The sequence below is a fragment of the uncultured Campylobacter sp. genome, assembly GCF_938045205.1.
GTDB lineage: Bacteria > Campylobacterota > Campylobacteria > Campylobacterales > Campylobacteraceae > Campylobacter_B.
In genome coordinates this window covers 1-18,978 of record NZ_CALIMY010000145.1, presented here as the reverse complement: position 1 = coordinate 18,978, position 18,978 = coordinate 1, and the positions used below count along the sequence as shown (strand labels likewise).

The window sequence follows — 18,978 nt, the reverse complement described above, 5'->3', positions numbered from 1 at the left end:
TGGCTCTTAAATCGGTACGGGAAATTTAGCCGCGCAGAATTTACAAGCCGCCTTGAGCCGATAAAATTTTATAAATTCCCGATCCATTTAACGAGCGAGCGCTTGCGATTTATCATTGCTCGCACGGCAAAATTTTTACCGCACGAGCAGTTTGCGTTAGAATTTTACTATCGCTTGAAATTTTACGCTGCCGTGCGCGACTTAAATTTTGCCACGGTGAGGGCGCTAGATTGCGTTTCGGCTCGGCTAAAATTTACTCCGCGGCAAATTCGCCGCGTGGAAGCAAAACTCTGCCGCAAGATCGATAAATTTAGTTATCTTATAAAAGCGCTCGCCGCCACTTTGGCGTTTGCAGCCGCCGTTTCCGGTAAAGTTACGGCGGCTCGTTCCTGCGAGGTGCAGGGCTTAATAAGATTGCCCCGCTAAACTAGACGGCGAATCTAAATTTATAACTTTCCGCCCTCGATTACGACGTCGTCAGCCTTGATGTCGTCGCCGTAAACCGGCGCTAGCGTCGCGTCGTAGTCGGCGTGGAAAAATTTCTCATCCGCGAGCTTTACGATTAGATCGTCAAGCCATTTGCGAAGCTCGTCGTTGCCCTTTTTAACCGCGGGCGCGATGACGTCCTGATCGCCGAGCGAGCGGATGCCTACCTTAAAGCCAGGATTTGACTTCGTCCACGCGAACAAAAGCGTATTATCATGCGCGATCGCATCGCCCCTGCCGTCCAGCATCGCACCGAAAGTCTCGGTATTTTGGTCAAATTTTAAAAGTTTAATCTCGGGGTGGTTTTTCGTAAAATACAGATCCGCAGTCGTGCCTTTGTTGATTAAAAGCGTTTTGTCCTTAAGCTGCGAAACGTCGGTGATATCGCCATTCGGGCTCGCGACGCCTAGAGCTACCTTCATATACGGCAGCGCGAAATCCACGACCTCTTTGCGCTCCGGCGTTACGGTGAAATTTGCAAGCGTGATATCGACCTTATCAGACGCCAAAAATTCCGCGCGATTGGCCGCCTCTACGAGTACAAACTGCACCTTGCTCTCATCGCCCAAAAGCTCCTTTGCGATACGTTTTGCAAAATACACGTCATATCCCGCGTTTTTGCCCGCCTCGTCGATGTAGCCAAACGGCGGCTTGTCGCCGAAAACGGCGATCCTTACTACGCCGCGCTTTTTAACTCCGTCTATATAGCTTTGCGGCGCGGCGGAACCTTGCGCGGAATTTGAGGAGCTTTTGCCCTCGTCGTTGCAACCTGCGAAAAATAACGCAACTAAGATAAAAAGCGTGCTTAGCGTCTTTTTCATCTTTTCTCCTTTATTAAAATTTATTTTTTAAATTCGAACATATTTAGAAATTTCTTCGCGCGCTCGCTCTTCGGAGCGGTGAAGAACGCCTCCGGTTCGCTAATCTCCACGATGCTTCCCTCATCCATAAAAACTATGCGATCGGCTACGGCGCGCGCAAAGCCCATCTCGTGCGTTACGATTAGCATCGTCTGCCCCTCTTTGGCGAGATTTAGCATTACGTCTAGCACCTCGCGCACGATCTCTGGATCAAGTGCCGCGGTAACCTCGTCAAAAAGCATGATCTTGGGCTTCATCACCAGGCTTCGCACGATTGCGATGCGCTGCTTTTGCCCGCCGCTAAGTTCTTTGGGATAGGCTCGCTCTTTATTTTCTAGTCCTACGATTTTGAGCCAATGCCTGGCTAGCTCTACAGCTTGCTCGCGCGGTACACCTTGGACTTTCACGGGACCTAGGATTATATTATGTAGCACATTTAAGTGATCGAAAAGCTCGTAGCTTTGAAAGACCATACCGATCTTTTGACGAATTCTGCGCCATTCTTTGAAATTTTGATCGATCCGCTCGCCTTCGATTATAAAATTCCCGCTTTGTATCGGCTCTAACCCGTTGATCGTGCGAAGTAGGGTGCTTTTGCCGCAGCCGCTAGGACCCAGGATCACTACGACCTCGCCCTGCGCGACGCTAAGGCTGACGTCCTTTAGCGCGTGCAGTTCGCCGTAAAATTTATTGACTTTATCGATTTTTAAAATTTCCATCAGCTCCACCTATTTTCTAGTTTTTTCGAAAGCGCCGAGATCGGATAGCAGATCAAAAAATATACGAAAAATATCGCTCCATAGATGATTAGCGGCGCGTAATTGTCGCGGAAGACATTTACTTCGATGATCTGCTGTCCGACCTTGACGAGCTCGATAACGCCGATAAGCACGGCGATCGAGGTTGTTTTTATCATCCTGCTGAATAAATTTATCGTTGCGGGCACTAGGCGCCTCATCGCAAGCGGCAGGATCACGTAGAGATAAATTTGAGATCTGCTAAATGCGAGCGCTTCGGCGCTTTCGAACTGATGCTTAGGGATGCTAAGCACGGCGCCGCGCACCAGATCCATCATCTCAAAAACACCCCAGATACTAAAGACTATGATCGAAGCCGCGATATTTGAGATGTGTATGCCAAAAGCCTTGCTCGCGCCGAAATATACGATAAATAGCCAAACGATAGGCGGCATGATGCGCACGATCTCTAGACAAATTTTAAGCGGGATGTATAAGGCTCTGCGCCCGGAGGCCATTAAAATTCCAAGCACCAAGCCTAGTACGAGCGAAACTGCGATCGAGATGAGCGCGATTTGCAGCGTGACCCCAAGCCCGCCAAGAAGCCTGATTAAATTTTCACCGCTTAAGAGTTCCATCGCTAGCCTCTCATATACGCAAGGCGCTTTTCAAGCAGCGTAAGCGCTAGCGAAAGCGGCAGGATTATGATCAGATACGAAACGCTTAGCATAAATAGCGCTTCGTTCGTCTTGTAATACAGCCCGATCACGTCCTTTGCGGCATAAACGAGATCGGCGAGTGCGACGATGCTAACGATCGAGGTTTCTTTAAGCAGAAAGATTATATTTGCGCTGATGGAGGGTAGGGCGATCGCAAAAGCGCGCGGCAGCACGACATAAAATACTATTTGCGCCTCGCCAAGGCCCAGGCTCATCGCGCTTTCGATCTGGGATTTTTTTATCGCCTCAAAACCGAGCCTAAAGCTCTCGCTCATATAGCTTCCGCCCAAAAATGCAAGACCTACAATCGCGCAGGTAAAACCTGAAATTTGAACACCCAGCTTCGGCAGGCCGTAGTATAGAAAAAATAGCTGAATTAAAAGCGGGGTATTACGCGATAGCTCGATATATGCGCTCACAAGCGGGCTTAATAGAGGCAATCTTTTATATTTTATTAGCGTGCAGATAAAACCGATGATTATGGATAGTAAAATCCCGTAAAATGCAAGCTTCAGCGTTAAAATTCCCGCCTTTACGAACATTGGGCTAAATTTAGCTATAAAATCAAAATCCATAAAATCTTCTTTCCGTGAAATATGCATATTATACAGATAACTGATTAAAATAGTATTAAATCAGAATTTTTTTATAAAGATTCCAGAAATTTAGGAGTTTAAAAATATATCTTATAAATATATTTAGTCCGAGCAGATACCCGGACTATAGAATTTTGACGGAATTTTACGAGTAAAAAATATACGCGTAGCCGGAAACTAAAATCGCGGAAACCACTGCTAAAATTCCGCCACTCCGCACCATTTCCGCCTGGCGAATGCGTCCCGTGCCGAAAACCAAAGCATTCGGCGGCGTCGCTACCGGCATTACGAAAGCGCAGCTCGCGCCTACGCCTATGATGATCGTAAGAGTTTCTTTCGGTAGCCCCATTTGAGCCGCTACTCCCGCAAATACTGGTACTAAAAGTGCAGCAGAGGCGGTATTGCTCGTAAATTCCGTAAGGCAGATGATGAAAACTGCCGTTACCAAAAGTACGATGTAAGTAGGCGCTCCGCCAAAAGTGTGCGCGACCAAATCACCAAGCACCTTAGAGGCTCCGGAATCGCCTAAAACCGCACTTAGCGTAAGTCCGCCGCCGAAAAGCAACAGCACGCCCCACTCGGTGTTTTCGGCGATGTCGTGCCACTTGGCAAGTCCTAGTATGACGATTACGACTGCCGAGCAAATGGCGACGTAAGCATCGTCCACTTTAAAGCCCACAAGGGCTGAAATTTGCTTTGAAAATATCCAGCCAAGCGCTGTTAGAGCAAATACGACGATCGTAATAATGCGCTCGCGCGTCCAAGGGATATGCTCCAGATCCATCTCTATTTTATGACTTAAATTCGGCTTGAAAATTATATAAAGCACCACAAGCATTATCGGTAGCATCACGCACATTAGCGGCAAACCTACCTTCATCCAGTCCGCGAAGCTGTAGTGCAAGGCTTGAGCCACGATTAAATTTGGCGGAGATCCCACGAGCGTGCCCAGACCTCCGATGCTTGCAGAATACGCGATGCCTAAAAGCAAAAACACAAGCGTGCCGCGATCTTTGCTCTCGTCCATGTTGGCGCAAATTCCAAGTGCGATCGGAAGCATCATCGCAGCAGTTGCGGTGTTTGAAACCCACATCGAAAGGATCGCCGTAGCAAGGCAGATTAAAATCGCAGCCACGCCCAAGCGACCGCCTGCGCGGGCGATTAGCCACATCGCGATCTTTTTGTCTAGCTTTTGCATATGCAGAGCCGTTGCCAGAGCAAAACCGCCGAAAAAGGTAAAGATCGTAGGGTTTGCAAAATTTGCAAGCGTGCTTTTGATGGTGGCAGCCGTGAAAGTGCCATCTTTAGCGAATTTGCCAAGTCCGATAGCTACCGCAAGCACCGGCACCATAAGCGCGGTTACCGTGATATGCACGGCCTCTGTAAGCCACATAATCGCGATAAAAGCAAGCAGCGCAAGGCCTTTTTTGACATTAGGCTCAAATGGTAACGCGGCATATAGCGCAAAGCCCACTGCGGCGGCAATCGCCATAATGATGACGCCGCGCTTAGGAAACGGCACGGTGTCGGTGAGCCTGTCTAAACCCAGCTCGTCTACGTCTGAGTCCAGCGGCCCTTGTAAGCGGGAGTTGCGTAACTCCACTTTGTGTTCTTCCATAAATACTCCTTTTTTGGATTTGGCTTATGATACAAAAATGAGGCGGGAATTTTATAAATTCCAAATCAAATCGTCTTAAATTTTTAAAAGTGCAGTTACTATCGGTAACACGGCACTTATCTCGTGTGTAAATCTTAAATTATACATAAAAACGAACAACTAAGTAAGCGCTTTAAATTTCATCACAGATTATTTTTTAATGACACTCGGCATTTAAATTTGCTAACTGCTCAAGGGAGGCGGCGTAGAATTTCGTCGAATTCCGTGCTGGCAATCGAGATAAAATTTTATCCAAGGCGAGTGAGATAAAATTCCAAGTCTTGTCGCGAAATTCATCGAAATTTCAAAAAAAGGATATTATAATCAACAAATTTTAAACGCGCTTATGAGCGAGCTTGGCGGAAGACGCTTAAAGATAGCAAGCGGTAAAATGGCAAAAGCGGCGGCGGTGGAAAGCCCGAAATTATAAATTGTAAGGAGAAAATGTGAAAAACAAAATTTTAATCGCGGCGTTTGCCGCTGCGGTGTGCGCAAGCTCAAGCTTCGGCGAGGGGATATTTTTAAGTATCGAGGGAGATTACTCTTTTAAATCCAGCATCACTACTAAATGGTCTGACGAGGACGATTCTGGCACGAATAAAGATAATAAGGGGCAGGCTGCGCTCGGCTTTAAAGGCGGCTACGATTTCGGTATAGCTAGGGCGTACGGCGAGTACTTGTATGATTTCAAAGCTTCGAAAACTGGCACTGACGAGGACATCATATTTAAACACGAGTGGAATAAGCATAGCTTGCTCGTAGGCGGGGATTTTACGCCTGAGATTACAAACGGCTTTAAACTCGTAGCGGGCGCTTATACGGGAGTTTCATTTTTGAAATATAAAATTTATTCGTATGACGAATCTTACGGAAGCAGCGATTCGCTTTCAAAGACTCTGCCTGGCTGGGTAATTGGCGCAAGACTGGGCGGGCTATATAGCTTTGATGAGCATAACGAGATCGAATTCGGCTACAAAGCGGACTACACGAGATACAAGGCTAGTAAGCTCGGAGAGGATGTAGACAAGGTATATGAGACCAACCATGGGCTCTATTTAGGGTATAACTTTAAATTTTAAAAATTCTAACGTACTGGCGCAGGATGGGGCAAACGAACTCCCGCTCCATCCGCTTTTAAATTCCAAATAATTATTAGATGTCAAATTGCAGGCAGGATTGTTTAATCCGAGATTTGCGAGCAATTCAGATGCAATTATATGATAATCAAGGGTGCTGCCGGTGTTAGACGTCAAATTTTATCCACTCGTACATACAAAATTTCAAATATATTCACGCAAGCTTGGCTCATATTTTTGGTGCTATCTGGTAAGCGCTTAAATTGATGGAATTTATGAAATTTTACTCAATCCGCTTTTTTCTAAGAATCGTTATAATTTCAAGTTGAAAAAGCGGAATTTTATCAATGTCTCCATTTACCACTTTAAATTTGTTTCATAATTGCTTCGGATATCTCACGACCCCTAGTTCGAGTACGACACAGAAAATGCTATTTTGCTTTATGGAAATCTCGCATTTACATCTTCGGGATTAGCACTTAAATTTTGCGGTAAAATTCTAAAACTACTACACCTAAGAATTTTACCGTTTTAAAGCATTAAATTTTTACGATTTTAAGGTTAGTTGCAACCGTAGAAAAATTCGCGGTAAAAGTGGTGGATGCCTGTCGTGCGGATTTAGATGCTAGATTAATCCGCAAGCGCTACGCTTTTACTAAAATTTTGTCTTTGTAAAAATTTTAAAATTTCAATCGCTCTTTTTAAAATACTTCGGCGCAAACATAAATTTCTAGCTGCTTCGCTATATTTTGTAAGCTAGCTCGGAGTTTTAAAATAGCAAGCCGCGTGTCTGCTATTTGCTAAAAACCCTAGCGAAAATCGCGTCCACATTTTTAGTGTAATATCCGTAGTCAAAGCACTCTTTGATCTCGCTTTCGCTTAGCTTTTCTCGTAGCTTTGTATCTGCTAGCAGATTTTGTAAAAACAAGCTATGCCCTTGCTCATCTATAGCTTTTTTGCCCTCTTGCAGATCCGCCCAGACCTTCATCGCATTACGCTGCACGATTTTATAAGCATCCTCTCTGCTAACTCCTCGTTTAGGCAGTTCTAGCAGCACGCGCTGCGAAAACACGAGCCCACCGGTTAAATTTAGATTTCTCATCATATTTTCGGGATATACGAGCAGTTTTTCGATCAAGCTCGTCAAGCGATTTAGCATAAAATCGGCGGTTATAAAGCCATCAGGGAGGATAAATCGCTCGACCGAGCTATGGCTGATGTCGCGTTCGTGCCATAGCGCTACATCCTCCATCGCGGGTATTGCGAAGCTGCGGATCATACGACATAGTCCCGTTACGTTTTCGCTAAGCACAGGATTTCGTTTGTGCGGCATCGCAGAGCTGCCCTTTTGACCTGGGCTAAAAAATTCCTCCGCCTCATAAACCTCGGTGCGTTGATAGTGGCGGATTGCGATAGCGATCTTTTCGCAGCTGGAAGCCAGGATCGCAAGTGCGCTCATTACCTGTGCGTAGCGATCGCGCTGGATGACTTGATTGGACGCGGGGGCGGGCTTTAGCCCTAGATATTCGCACACCATCTCTTCCAGCTCTAGTGGAGCGTGGGCGAAATTCCCCATCGCACCGCTTATTTTGCCGTAGCTGATGACGCTTTTTGCGTGTTGCAAAAGCTCTAGTGCGCGATTTATCTCATCATACCAGACCGCAAGCACGAGTCCGAAAGTGATCGGCTCGCCGTGGATACCGTGGCTGCGCCCGACCATCAGTGTCATTTTATGCTTCATGGCTTGAGATTTTATCGCAGCTTTTAAATTTTGCACATCCTCAATGATAAGCTCCATGCTTTCTTTGATTTGTAGCGCGACGGCGGTATCGATGCAATCGCTGCTAGTCATGCCGTAATGCACGAAGCGGCTCTCCTGCCCAAGGCTCTCACTCACGCTCGTTAGAAATGCAATCACGTCGTGCTTGGTGGTCTTTTCGATCTCATCTATCCGCTCGATCCTAAAGCTTGCGTTTTGTAGAATTTTATCTTTATCGCAGTCACTTATTAGACCTAGCTTATTCCACGCTTTAACCGCCGCGAGCTCGACTTTTAGCCACGCGTCGTATTTGGCTTGCAAGCTCCATTTTTCAGACATCTCTTTTCTTGCGTATCTTTCGACCATTTTAGTAGCCTTTCGGTTAGAATTTCTTGTATAATGATGGCAAAAATTATATAAAAATGGGGCTGAAAGTTTAATATGGGTTATGAGAAAAGAAGCTTGGGAAGCTTTGAGGGGCGCAAAATTTACGAAATTCTGCTTAGCCTCGGATACGATATGAAATCCGCGCAGCGCATCTGTGATAAGCATCGCGTAACCGATGCAGAGGATCGAAATTTACATAAAAACTCCGTCGCGCACGGAGAAATTTTTTTGATCGATTACAAATGCGAGCCGCGCGGACTGAAGCCGATCTTTGAGTGCGATGCGTTTGCGGCATTTGACAAGCCGAGTGGAATTTTAAGCCATCCGAGCGGGCGCAACTCGCCTTATAATATGTATGACGAGATCTGGTCGCTATACGGGCAGGACGCGTGCGTGGCGCATAGGCTTGATTTAGAAACCAGCGGAATTCTTATCGTCGCCAAGGATAAAGACGCGGCGCGCAAGCTCAAAGAGTGCTTCGAACAGCGTAGGGTGATGAAAAGCTATCTAGCGCTCGTGCGAGGGAATTTGAGAGAGGGCTTGCGAGGGGATTTGCAAGGTGCCGCTTGCAATGGCGAAATAGAGGATTGCTATGCTCTAGGCTTTGATAAAATTTGCGGATCAAAATTTGCGGGCGATGCTGTGAGCTTGCCAAGTAGCGTATCGGATCTGCGCGATACACTAGCTCTAAAAGGAGTAGGCAATAAATTTGGATTTAATATCTTGTCTAATAGTGCGAGTAGGAGATTATGGTGCGATGCTCTATCTGACGGCATGCAAGCTAAATTTGAATCTGGCGCTCCTACTGGCGATGTTGGCAGCGGATTTGAATTTGATGCTTTATCCTACGGCGTGAGCGATAAGCTTAAACCCGCTATCGCGATGAGTAGCGCGGATAACGGACATAAACCTTGCGCCTTATCTGTAGCTAAATCTTTGCCAGCTACTTCTAAGGGCTGTGTAAATTTGAAAAAATTTGAGCCTGCAAAATACGCAAAATTTAGCGAGAAACTGAAATTTTTAAAGGATTTTGAGGGGTTTGTGATTGATGCTCCGATCGCTCCTAGCGACGAGTTTGCCGATCTTAAAATTCGTATGAAAATATCGCGCGACGGTAAGGAGGCGATCACGCTGATACGCCCGCTGCGATATTTCTCGGACATAGACGCTAGCCTGATTGAGTGCTATCCGCTGACGGGTAGGCAGCATCAGATCAGGCTGCATCTATTTGCCGCGGGTGCGCCGATATTGGGAGAGCCGCTGTATGGGCTTTCGCGAGAGCAAGCGGAGCGGATATTGGATAAAAAGATGGATGAGACGGAGCGGATCAGAACGACGGGGGCGCCTAGATTGCTATTGCACGCGAATGCGATTTGCTTTAAACTGAGCGGCGAACAATATGAGATAAAAAGCAAATTCGATGCCGCAAGAGAGTTTTATAATCTCGCGAAAATCGGTAAAATTTAAGTAACTCAATAAAATTTTGAAGCGGCGATTATTTCGATGACTAGGATTTTGCTTTTGCTGGTTTTTATAAAATTTTATGGTTATAACGGTGTTTAATTTATTAATTTCTCATCTGTAGTTATTTGAAAATTTTAAGACGATTTTATTTTGCGATGGCTATATTGGGGAAAAGCTTTACGGCTATAAAAGCACATAATTCAGCTTGGCTAGACGGTGGATTTCATATATTTATTTTCGGTAGCGAAGATTATGGTAAATTTGAGCTCAGAGCGCATAAATATTGGATGCTTCAAGATAAGTTGGGTGGCAGTATAAAAGATTTTAAATCTGGTGTTGATTCTTTTAAAAAATACAATCAAGAACATGGGATATTTAAAAAAGAATTTGACGAATACGCCAATTTTCTATTTAAGCAAAAGGGTGGGGCGGGAAGCTCCGTTAATTTAGAAAGCTCGGCATTAATAGCAAGCATGGGGAGCAAAACGGTAGTTGCTTCTTTTGGGGAATATTGCAAGAGGGTGCTTGGTTTGGGTATAGACCGTAGCATAGAACAAAAACAAACAATAGAAATATCGCAAGATATTGGCATGGGACTTGGATTGTAATTGTTAATTTCTATGAAAATTCGAAATGCCAAGGGTAGATAAGAAGGAATTCGGGGATGATTTCAGAGTTTGTTTTGGCATAATCGCGAGTTTAATAGTATGTAAATTTAAAATTCGGAATAGCGGTATAACCAATATGAGAGAAACTTTATAAATGTTAAAGCGAGAGAGGAGATGCAATATTTCTCATTGTATCGCTAAAATTCTACACCCATTCATTTATACAATCGTAATTGCAAATTAGTGCGAAATTTGATCGGTAAGATGTGTGTAAGATTAAGACGCGGCAGTTAATTTTTATTATTTTGGCTTCTTGTATTTGCATATGGTAAAAGTGATAAAAAAATGCGTAAAATTTAGCCTAAAAGTAACTATAAAAATTTGTTTTATGCTTTAAAATTTGGTTTATTTTATTCAAATAGCCATAAACGCTACTTCCGCTTCACCGATATTAGTGATCTTGCCTTTGCGCGTCATCACGCCTAGACCGTGCTCCATGTCCCACGAGCAGCTAAACTGAAAGCCGATTTTCGCACTGTCTAGGATAGAGATATTTTGCAGCTCCAATAGTTCGCTAAGCTCCTACGGCGTGCTGATGCCCGGCATGAAATCGCTTTTCGTTTCGCTCGGATAGTCGTAGATCTCCTGCCATTTTTGGTAGTTTTTTAAAATTTCAGCTAAGATGCCCGTTAAAATTTCTTCCTGATTTTGCTTTAGAAGCTCTAGCGCGTCCGATTGCGCGCGATTTGGCTCGTCCGTCTCCTCGCCGTCTTCATCTAAAAACGCGCAGCGAAACTCGCCCTCTTGCTCTAAAGCTTTACCGAAATACTCCAGCCGCAGCGGGAAACTAAAGTCCTCGTATTCCTCATCTTCAAATTTAGGCAAAATTTTAGGTTCCGCAAGATGTGCATTAAAAAACTCCGCGACCTTTGGGCTGCGGGTGAAAAGATACTCTTCATTCGCTTCGTAACTTTTGCACAAAAATTTAAGTGCCTCTTGCTCTATGCCGCACTCCAAGCAGCACTCGCCCTTGTAATAATCGTTCACGCAGGGCGGATTTTCATTGCTTCTGGCGTGCTTGTCCATATCGCCTAGCCAGCGCAGCATATTTGGGGCGTCGTCCGCCCATTTGTTCTCATTCACCATGCGCGCCGCGTAGATGTATGAGTCGTAGACGCGGTATTTCTCATCGTCCGCCTCCGCCCATTCTGCCTCGATAAAGCGGATAATTTCCGCCTTTGTAATCTTGGATTTTTTAAGCAGCGATCTATCTAAGAAAACGCCGATCTCTTCCATTATTTTTTGCGCGTCCATTGCTACTCCGTTATAAATTTTAGGCTCAAGATAAGTTAAAAACTTTCAAAGGAGTTTTTAACTATGATTTTGTCGATGAAAAATAAATATATAGTTCGTTCCCGAATTTCGGAAAAGAAATTTAGAGAAATTCTAAAGTATTTCGCAGAGGATATAGAAGCTACTAAAATGTCAAATTTAACCGGAATTTCTAGAATTTCCATTAATAAAATTCTAAAAAGCATTAGAATTTTGATATCCAAAGAGTGTGAAAAGATAAGCAAATTTAGCGGTGAGATAGAAATAGATGAAAGCTACTTCGGATCTAAAAGGGTAAGGGGTAAAAGAGGTAGAGGTGCAGCAAATAAACAAATAAAACACCGGTATTCGGTATGCTTAAAATAGACGGCAAGGTCTATACTTAGATAGTTAAAAACTGCTCTGCTAATGAACTGATACCGATACTAAAAGAATTTAGCGAGCTTGATAGCTCTACTATCTATTCTGATTGCTGGAAGGCTTATGACGGTTTGGTTGATTACGGAGCTAAGGCTCATTATAGAGTAAAACATTCCAAGAATGAATTTGCTAATGGTAAAAACCATATCAACGGCATTGAGAATTTCTGGGGTTATGCTAAACATAGACTAGCTAAATTTAAAGGGATAAAGAAAGAAAATTTCTTGCTTCATTTAAAAGAATGCGAATTTAGATATAATAACAGCAAAGATACAAAAGAACTCTATCGTATTTTACTAAAGATGATAAGAGAGAATCCGCTTAACTTATCTTGAGCCAATTTTTTTACTGATCTGCCTTACGGTCTGAAAATAATCGCCGAATTTTTCCTCTACTTGTTCGAAATTTTATCGGTACTGATATCACTTTGAGCCGGAATTTTACCTTGCTCGTTTCTTTGCTTGAGCTGTCCGCACGCTGCACTGATATCTAGCCCCTTGCTCTGGCGGATCGTGCAAGTAATGCCGTGCGCGCATAGATAGTCCTGAAATTTTATCATATTTTCAGGGCTTGGTCTGCCAAAGCTCGAGCCTTCGTGCGGATTAAAATAGATCAGATTTACTTTTGCGCGGATGCCGTGCAGAAGCTTCACTAGCGTTTTAGCATCGCTTGAGCGGTCATTTACCCCATCGATCATGAGGTATTCAAACATCACGCGCTTTCGCAGATCGATTGGGAACTCGCGCACCGCCTGCATGATCGATGCGATATTGTAGGCGCGATTTATCGGCATTAGTTTTTCACGCAGTTTATCATCCACTGCGTGCAGCGAGATCGCAAGTAGCACGCCAAGATCCATTTCGCCAAGCTTTTTTATCTGCGTAGAAAGTCCGCTTGTACTTATAGTTTGGCGACGCGGCGCTATGGCGAGTCCGTCGTTTTCTTTTAAAATTTGCACGGCTTTGGCAACGTTGTCTAGGTTATTAAGCGGTTCGCCCATCCCCATATATACGACATTGACGCGGCGCTCGTACGGGATCGCGTTCATTTTTTTGATGAGCCAAATTTGAGCCACGATTTCGCCTGGAGTTAAATTCCGTACGAAGCCACCTTTTGCTGTCAGGCAAAAGGTGCAGCCAATTTTGCAACCCACTTGCGAACTTACGCAGATTGAGTAGCGCGCGTGTCTTACAACTTTTTTGTTTTCATCTCGCAGCTCATCCTTCATCGGTAGCAGAACGCTTTCGATCGTCTTGCCGTCTTTGAGAGCGAAAAGGTATTTGATACTGCCATCGCTACTTGTTTCGGATCTGACGCATTCAAGTGGATCTAAATAAAAATTTTGAGCTAAACTTTGACGGATCTCTTTTGGTAGATTTAGCATTTGTGCGAAGTCATCCACGTTCTTTTTGTAAACCCATTCGTAAATTTGCTTGGCTCTAAATTTTGGTTCGACGAAATTTTCAAGTTCTTTCATCGTAAAATCAAAGATATTTTTCAAATTAATGCCTTAGTTTTTAGATATTTAGTTAAATTTTCTTTTGCAGCGGCGTGATTTTTTAAAAAATCCGTGTGAGCATTTGAATCACAAAAATTCGTCGCACAAAAAATTCCGTAAGCGGGAATTTGAAATTTTTGTGCTACCTTGAGAACCGCAAAAAATTCCATATTTTCTAAAAAATAACCTCGCTCAAAGAATTTTAACGCGGATTTTTTATCGGTCGTGATAAAAGTTGAGCTATTAGTTATTGTTTCATATGAAACATTGGTAGAATTCCTAGCTAGAATTTCATAGTTAATTGGAGAGTATGAAAGTTCATAAAGCGCCGATATCTCGCAGTTTGCAGCCGATCTGCTTTCATAAATTTTTAGAATTTCACCCTCTTTGTATAGCCCTGCAGAACCCACGAAAATGATTTCACTCGGCAAGCTTTGCCTATTTTCGCATATAAATTTAGTCAAATTTATACTCATATCCACTAGCCCTACACCCATAGGCAGGGCAAAATCAAAAATTTCATTTCGTCCGGCAGAGATTATCATTTACGCATTCACGCTTTCATTATTTTTCACTAATCATAGCAAAATGACGATAAATTTAAGGCTAAATTTTGAAATTTTTTCGTCGTAAAGTGCCTAATAAAATTAAAATTAAATTAAGCAAATATCTAGGAGAGCTGTACCATTACCTTCCATAATGGTAGCAGTGTACGTGGTGGGAAGAAGATGGAAAAGTATCATAAAAAAAGCTTATAATTTAGCTAAAACGAAGAAATTTTATCTAAGCAAAAACGATGCTTGCAAAAAACTTGCAAGATAATAAAGGCTGAAATAAAATTAATTATTTGGTCGCTTTGGCGGCTAAGTTTCAACCCTGCGGTATAAATCTGACCAAATTTACAGTCTCACTTCAATATTTTGTTTTTGCAAATACGCTTTTAGTGCCTTGATTTCGATCTCTCTAAAGTGAAAGATAGAGGCTGCCAAGCACGCGTCCGCGCCTGCTAAAAATGCGTCCTTAAAGTGCTCCATCTTGCCCGCACCGCCGCTTGCGATCACCGGGATATCAAGCGCGCTGAAAATCCGCGTTAAATTTAGCTCAAAGCCGTTTTTAACGCCGTCGCAGTCCATCGACGTGAGCAGAATTTCACCCGCGCCGCGTTCCTGTGCCTCTTTTGCCCAGGCAAGCGCGTCCCTGCCGGTGTCCAGCCTGCCGCCGTTTATAAAAACGCTATAGCCGCAAGGCTCGCCGTTTCCAGTCAAAATTTCATCCTGCGAACCGCGTGAAGCCTTTCCAAAATTCTGTGCTTCATTGCGTAAATTTGCGTTCGAAATCCGCGTGGCATCGCGCAAGTTTCCGCCCAAATTCCGCGTCGCGTCGCATAAATTGCCGCGCGAAATTTCACTAGAATTTCGTTTCGCGTCGATCGCGACTACGACGCACTGCGAGCCAAATTTATTTGCCGCTTCGTCTATCAAATTTGGATTTTTTATCGCGGCCGAGTTGAGGCTGATCTTGTCGCAGCCGATGTTTAACAAGCGCGAAATGTCGTCGATCGTGCGTATACCGCCGCCAACGGTCAGCGGGATAAAAAGCTCGCGCGCGACCCGCTCTACGACGTCCACGATCGTATCGCGCTCAAGGTGCGACGCCGTGATGTCGAGGAAGCACAGCTCGTCCGCGCCCTCATCGTTGTAGCGTTTGGCTATCTCGACCGGATCGCCAGCGTCCACGAGACCTACGAAATTTACGCCCTTTACCACGCGTCCGTCTTTGACGTCTAGGCATGGGATTATGCGTTTTGCAAATCCATTCAAAGCAGCCCTTTAGAATAAAATTTTTTTATGATTTTAGCCAAATTTTACTTAACATAATGACTTTATAAGTAAAATTTGGCTAGACTCTCGCGATGATTAGGGCGAAAAAAGAGTTCGGGCAAAATTTTTTAAAAGACGAAGCCGTTTTAAGCAAGATCATCCAAGCGATTCCCGAGAACATGCAAAATGTCGTTGAAATCGGGGCTGGCTTAGGTGATTTAACTCGCAAGCTTTTGGAATTTTACAGATTAAAAAGTTTCGAGATAGATGAAGATTTATATCAAATTTTAAGCGCTAAATTTGCGCAGCAGATCGCTAGCGGCGAGCTTGAGCTCGTTTTGGGCGATGCTTTGCGGATTTGGCAGCAGCGGGGTCTTGGCTGCGGCGAATATTTTTTGGTCGCAAATTTGCCCTACTACGTCGCTACAAAGATGATTTTGCAGGCGATCGACGATGAGTTGTGCAGCGGATTTTTAGTGATGATCCAAAAGGAGGTCGCTTTAAAATTCTGCGCTAGAGCCGGGCAGAGCGATTTTAGCGCTCTTTCGATCCTAGCCGATCTCGCGGGCGGTTGCGAGCTTCTATTCGACGTTGAGCCTGGCTGCTTCGAGCCTGCGCCGAAGGTGACCTCATCGGTGATCAGGCTTGTAAAAGGCAAAAATTTTAAGCCCGGTGCCGAGGAAAGCGCGGAGAGTTTCGGCGCAAAAAGTTGCGCCCGTTTCCAAAGTCTAGATGAACACGAGAAATTTAAAAGCTTTTTGCGCGTATCTTTCAGCGCGCCGCGAAAGACGCTTATTAAAAATTTAAGCGCAAAATTTGATAGAGGCTTAGCCGAAGAGATCTTTTTAAATTTGAAAATTCCGCCTACAGTTCGGGCGCACGAGTTAAATTCCACCCTTTTTTTAGAAATTTTTAAAAATTTAAAGGCAAAAGATGGAAGAAAACAGAAATGAAAACGGCGTCGAACGACTCAAAAAAAGCAATCGCTATAAAAAACGCAAGGAAAATCTAAAAAAATCTATCGCAAACGAAGGCTCTGCGGGCGATGTGGAATTCGGCGGCGAGCACGAAAACGGCTCTCGCAAAAATAAAGGCGCGAAAAACGGGCAAAATTCCGCTCGTTCAAAGGGTTCAAAAAATGGCTCTCGCAACGGATCAAATTTTTCGGGCGGTTCGTCAAGCGGCAATTCAAACGGCGCGAATGGTGCACATTTCGCAGGCGCATACCCAAAAAACAACGAAAACGGCGCGGGCGGTTCAAATTTAAACCGCGACGGTCGTGCAAAATCAAATAGCAGCAGCGCAAAAGGCGCAAATCCTAGCGCCGCAGACGATGCAAGCTCCGCAGACGCTCAGAAAAAGAAAAAGCACAAAAAACGCTCAAATATGCCAAAGAGCCTTACCGGCAACGAGCCGTGGCAGAAGGCGATGGACGATGCGATCGCGCAAAATAAGCTGATCCACGAAGAGCGCCTACATCCGCTTAAAAACGCGAATCGCAGCGATGAGACGATACGCATCACGCCGCTTGGCGGGCTAGGCGAGATCGGCGCGAATATGACCGTGTTTGAGACCAATACGAGCGCGATCATCGTAGACGTGGGCATGAGCTTTCCTGAGGAGAGCATGCTCGGGGTCGATATTTTGATCCCGGATTTTGATTATGTCCGCAAGATAAAAAATAAGATCAAAGGCATCCTCATCACCCACGCGCACGAGGATCATATCGGCGCGATGCCATATTTTTTCAAAGAATTCCAATTCCCGATCTACGCTACGCCGCTTCCTTTGGGGATGATAAGCAATAAATTTGAAGAGCACGGCCTTAAAGCCGAACGCAGCTACTTCCGCCCCGTGCAGAAGCGCCAGCTCTACCAGATCGGCGATTTTGAAGTCGAGTTTATCCACATAACGCACTCGATTATCGATGCGAGCGCGCTTGCGATCACGACGAAGGCGGGCACGATCATCCACACGGGCGATTTTAAGATCGATCACACGCCGATCGACGGCTATCCGACCGATCTGAACCGCCTAGCGTATTACGGCGATCGCGGCGTTATGCTTTTGATGAGCGATAGCACAAACTCACACAAAGAGGGGATTACGAAGTCCGAAAGCTCGGTAGGCAAGACCTTTGATACAATATTTTCGAGCTGTAAGGGGCGCGTGATAATGAGCACTTTCAGCTCAAACATCCACCGCGTCTATCAGGCTATCGAGCGCGGCGTAAAATACGGCCGCAAGGTCTGCGTCATCGGGCGAAGCATGGAGCGAAATTTATTTACCGCGATGGAGCTTGGCTACGTAAATTTAGACAAAAAGATCTTCGTCGATGCCGATCAGGTCTCCAAATACCCAGATAATGAGGTTTTGATCGTGACTACCGGCTCGCAGGGAGAGACGATGAGCGCGCTGTATCGCATGGCGACGGACGAGCACAAATACATTAAGATCAAATCCACCGATCAGGTAATCATCAGCGCCAAAGCGATCCCCGGCAACGAAAGCAGCGTTTCGACCGTGCTTAACTACCTGCTAAAAAGCGGCGCAAAGGTCGCATATCAGGACTTTAGCGAGATACACGTAAGCGGGCACGCCTCGATCGAGGAGCAAAAACTCATGCTGCGCCTAATAAAGCCGAAATTTTTCCTACCCGTGCATGGCGAATACAACCACATCGTAAAACACAAAGAGACCGCGATGGAGTGTGGCATCGAGGAGAAAAATATCTATCTGATGAACGACGGCGATCAGATGGAGATTTGCGAAAAATATCTAAAGCGCGTCAAGACGGTCAAGACGGGCAAAGTCTTTATCGACAATCAGATCAACAAGCAGATCTCCGACGAGATCGTCAAACACCGCCAAAATTTAGCCGATGCGGGCGTAGCGGTCATCATCGCGCAGATCGACAAAAACGAAAAGAGGCTCATTCAGACGCGCGTCATCACCTACGGGCTCGTCGCCGATAATCAAACGGCGCACTTTACCAAGGAGATGCAGGGCATCATCGAGCAGTTTTTAGCAAATTTAAAAGATGAAATTTTGCTCGATCACTGGGCACTGGAGGGTAAGATCCGCCAGGCCGTGCGAAAGCATATCTTTAGAAAGATCAAAAAATATCCGACCATTGTGCCAGTGATTTATTTGATGTAAGCGCGGCTAAATTTAGCGCGCAAAGAGACTTTGATCTGCGGCGGGCGAGTGAAATTTTGATGGCGCCGGTTAGCGCTCGGGTCTGAAATTTTGCGATGTGTGCTGGTTTTACGGCGTGAAATTTTAAAGTGAAGAGTAAAATTTCGGCGTAAAGCAAAATTTAAAGAGCATCTAGCAAGCCTGCAGCTATACGAACGAAGCGGCGCAGAATTTCGCGGATTAAAATTTTATGGCGCAAATTTCAAAGGCGTGAAATTTTAGCTAGCGTAAATTTAAGCGCTACGCAAAGAGGCGCAAAATGAAATCAAATTTTAAAAAGAAGGTTTAATGAGTGAGATTTTAGATACGGCACGAGAGGTGCTAAGGCTCGAAGGAACGGAGCTTTTACGGCATGCGGATC

General features: G+C 44.9%; 17 protein-coding genes and 1 pseudogene. 7 read left to right on the top strand and 11 right to left on the bottom strand.

The features are described 5' to 3' along the window. Positions 1–426 (top strand): hypothetical protein (locus Q0198_RS09060; RefSeq protein WP_297897216.1); only part of this gene is annotated, 426 nt, incomplete at its 5' end. Positions 427–446: 20 nt separating this feature from the next. On the opposite strand, the gene Q0198_RS09055 is transcribed toward Q0198_RS09060, so the two are convergent. From Q0198_RS09055 to Q0198_RS09035, 5 genes are all read right to left on the bottom strand, one after another. Continuing rightward, positions 447–1,307: a cysteine ABC transporter substrate-binding protein gene (locus Q0198_RS09055; protein ID WP_297897214.1), complete on the bottom strand. Its 861-nt coding sequence runs from the start codon at positions 1,305–1,307 to the stop codon at positions 447–449. Positions 1,308–1,327: 20 nt separating this feature from the next. Beyond that, entirely contained in the window at positions 1,328–2,065 is a 738-nt protein-coding gene (locus tag Q0198_RS09050; protein WP_297897212.1) for an amino acid ABC transporter ATP-binding protein, read from the bottom strand. Next, positions 2,065–2,721: an amino acid ABC transporter permease gene (locus tag Q0198_RS09045; protein WP_297897210.1), complete on the bottom strand. Its 657-nt coding sequence runs from the start codon at positions 2,719–2,721 to the stop codon at positions 2,065–2,067. Before Q0198_RS09045 ends, Q0198_RS09050 begins: the two co-directional genes overlap by 1 nt. 2 nt (positions 2,722–2,723) lie before the next feature. Further along, positions 2,724–3,377 carry an amino acid ABC transporter permease gene (locus tag Q0198_RS09040; protein WP_297897207.1) on the bottom strand — a complete coding sequence of 218 codons (654 nt, stop codon included), beginning with the start codon at positions 3,375–3,377 and terminating at the stop codon, positions 2,724–2,726. A 166-nt stretch (positions 3,378–3,543) separates the two neighbouring features. After that, complete coding sequence (locus Q0198_RS09035) at positions 3,544–4,890, bottom strand: DASS family sodium-coupled anion symporter (RefSeq protein ID WP_297897219.1); 1,347 nt, start codon at positions 4,888–4,890, stop codon at positions 3,544–3,546. A gap of 611 nt (positions 4,891–5,501) precedes the next feature. Between Q0198_RS09035 and Q0198_RS09030 the strand changes: the two genes are divergently transcribed. Continuing rightward, positions 5,502–6,134, top strand: a complete 633-nt coding sequence (locus Q0198_RS09030) for a hypothetical protein (RefSeq protein WP_297897204.1) — start codon at positions 5,502–5,504, stop codon at positions 6,132–6,134. A 790-nt stretch (positions 6,135–6,924) separates the two neighbouring features. Here Q0198_RS09030 and purB read toward each other — a convergent pair. Beyond that, positions 6,925–8,256, bottom strand: a complete 1,332-nt coding sequence (gene purB / locus Q0198_RS09025; protein ID WP_297897201.1) for an adenylosuccinate lyase — start codon at positions 8,254–8,256, stop codon at positions 6,925–6,927. A gap of 75 nt (positions 8,257–8,331) precedes the next feature. Between purB and Q0198_RS09020 the strand changes: the two genes are divergently transcribed. Together Q0198_RS09020 and Q0198_RS09015 are read left to right on the top strand one after the other, a co-directional pair. Further along, complete coding sequence (locus tag Q0198_RS09020) at positions 8,332–9,744, top strand: RluA family pseudouridine synthase (RefSeq protein WP_297897199.1); 1,413 nt, start codon at positions 8,332–8,334, stop codon at positions 9,742–9,744. 122 nt (positions 9,745–9,866) lie between these two features. Next, the gene (locus Q0198_RS09015) at positions 9,867–10,349 is read left to right on the top strand and encodes a hypothetical protein (RefSeq protein WP_297897196.1); all 483 of its coding nucleotides are present in this window, start codon (positions 9,867–9,869) and stop codon (positions 10,347–10,349) included. Positions 10,350–10,763: 414 nt separating this feature from the next. Here Q0198_RS09015 and Q0198_RS09010 read toward each other — a convergent pair whose 3' ends face one another. Further along, positions 10,764–10,916 (bottom strand): hypothetical protein, encoded by a 153-nt coding sequence (locus Q0198_RS09010; RefSeq protein ID WP_297897193.1) that lies wholly within the window; start codon positions 10,914–10,916, stop codon positions 10,764–10,766. 15 nt (positions 10,917–10,931) lie between these two features. After that, the gene (locus Q0198_RS09005; RefSeq protein ID WP_297897190.1) at positions 10,932–11,663 is read right to left on the bottom strand and encodes a hypothetical protein; all 732 of its coding nucleotides are present in this window, start codon (positions 11,661–11,663) and stop codon (positions 10,932–10,934) included. Positions 11,664–11,732: 69 nt separating this feature from the next. Here Q0198_RS09005 and Q0198_RS09000 point away from each other — a divergent pair. Continuing rightward, positions 11,733–12,436 (top strand): annotated as a pseudogene (locus Q0198_RS09000) (IS1595 family transposase). 56 nt (positions 12,437–12,492) lie between these two features. On the opposite strand, the gene rlmN reads toward Q0198_RS09000, so the two are convergent. From rlmN to hisF, 3 genes are all read right to left on the bottom strand, one after another. Further along, a complete protein-coding gene (gene rlmN, locus Q0198_RS08995; RefSeq protein WP_297897188.1) occupies positions 12,493–13,602 on the bottom strand; it encodes a 23S rRNA (adenine(2503)-C(2))-methyltransferase RlmN in 1,110 nt (369 codons plus the stop codon). Beyond that, positions 13,599–14,144 carry a purine-nucleoside phosphorylase gene (locus tag Q0198_RS08990; protein WP_297897185.1) on the bottom strand — a complete coding sequence of 182 codons (546 nt, stop codon included), beginning with the start codon at positions 14,142–14,144 and terminating at the stop codon, positions 13,599–13,601. Before Q0198_RS08990 ends, rlmN begins: the two co-directional genes overlap by 4 nt. Before the next feature lie 354 nt (positions 14,145–14,498). Next, entirely contained in the window at positions 14,499–15,419 is a 921-nt protein-coding gene (gene hisF, locus Q0198_RS08985; protein ID WP_297897182.1) for an imidazole glycerol phosphate synthase subunit HisF, read from the bottom strand. 92 nt (positions 15,420–15,511) lie between these two features. On the opposite strand from hisF, the gene rsmA reads away from it, so the two are divergent. Next, the gene (rsmA, locus tag Q0198_RS08980; RefSeq protein WP_297897180.1) at positions 15,512–16,372 is read left to right on the top strand and encodes a 16S rRNA (adenine(1518)-N(6)/adenine(1519)-N(6))-dimethyltransferase RsmA; all 861 of its coding nucleotides are present in this window, start codon (positions 15,512–15,514) and stop codon (positions 16,370–16,372) included. Further along, positions 16,353–18,578 (top strand): ribonuclease J, encoded by a 2,226-nt coding sequence (locus tag Q0198_RS08975; protein ID WP_297897177.1) that lies wholly within the window; start codon positions 16,353–16,355, stop codon positions 18,576–18,578. Before rsmA ends, Q0198_RS08975 begins: the two co-directional genes overlap by 20 nt. The last annotated feature ends 400 nt before the right edge of the window (positions 18,579–18,978 follow it).

Coding starts and splice junctions, on each gene's coding strand:
- Q0198_RS09055 (WP_297897214.1), bottom strand. CDS start 1,307: ATGAAAAAGACGCTAAGCACGCTTTTTATCTTAGTTGCGTTATTTTTC.
- Q0198_RS09050 (WP_297897212.1), bottom strand. CDS start 2,065: ATGGAAATTTTAAAAATCGATAAAGTCAATAAATTTTACGGCGAACTG.
- Q0198_RS09045 (WP_297897210.1), bottom strand. CDS start 2,721: ATGGAACTCTTAAGCGGTGAAAATTTAATCAGGCTTCTTGGCGGGCTT.
- Q0198_RS09040 (WP_297897207.1), bottom strand. CDS start 3,377: ATGGATTTTGATTTTATAGCTAAATTTAGCCCAATGTTCGTAAAGGCG.
- Q0198_RS09035 (WP_297897219.1), bottom strand. CDS start 4,890: ATGGCGATTGCCGCCGCAGTGGGCTTTGCGCTATATGCCGCGTTACCA.
- purB (WP_297897201.1), bottom strand. CDS start 8,256: ATGGTCGAAAGATACGCAAGAAAAGAGATGTCTGAAAAATGGAGCTTG.
- Q0198_RS09020 (WP_297897199.1), top strand. CDS start 8,332: ATGGGTTATGAGAAAAGAAGCTTGGGAAGCTTTGAGGGGCGCAAAATT.
- Q0198_RS09005 (WP_297897190.1), bottom strand. CDS start 11,663: ATGGACGCGCAAAAAATAATGGAAGAGATCGGCGTTTTCTTAGATAGA.
- Q0198_RS08990 (WP_297897185.1), bottom strand. CDS start 14,144: ATGATAATCTCTGCCGGACGAAATGAAATTTTTGATTTTGCCCTGCCT.
- rsmA (WP_297897180.1), top strand. CDS start 15,512: ATGATTAGGGCGAAAAAAGAGTTCGGGCAAAATTTTTTAAAAGACGAA.
- Q0198_RS08975 (WP_297897177.1), top strand. CDS start 16,353: ATGGAAGAAAACAGAAATGAAAACGGCGTCGAACGACTCAAAAAAAGC.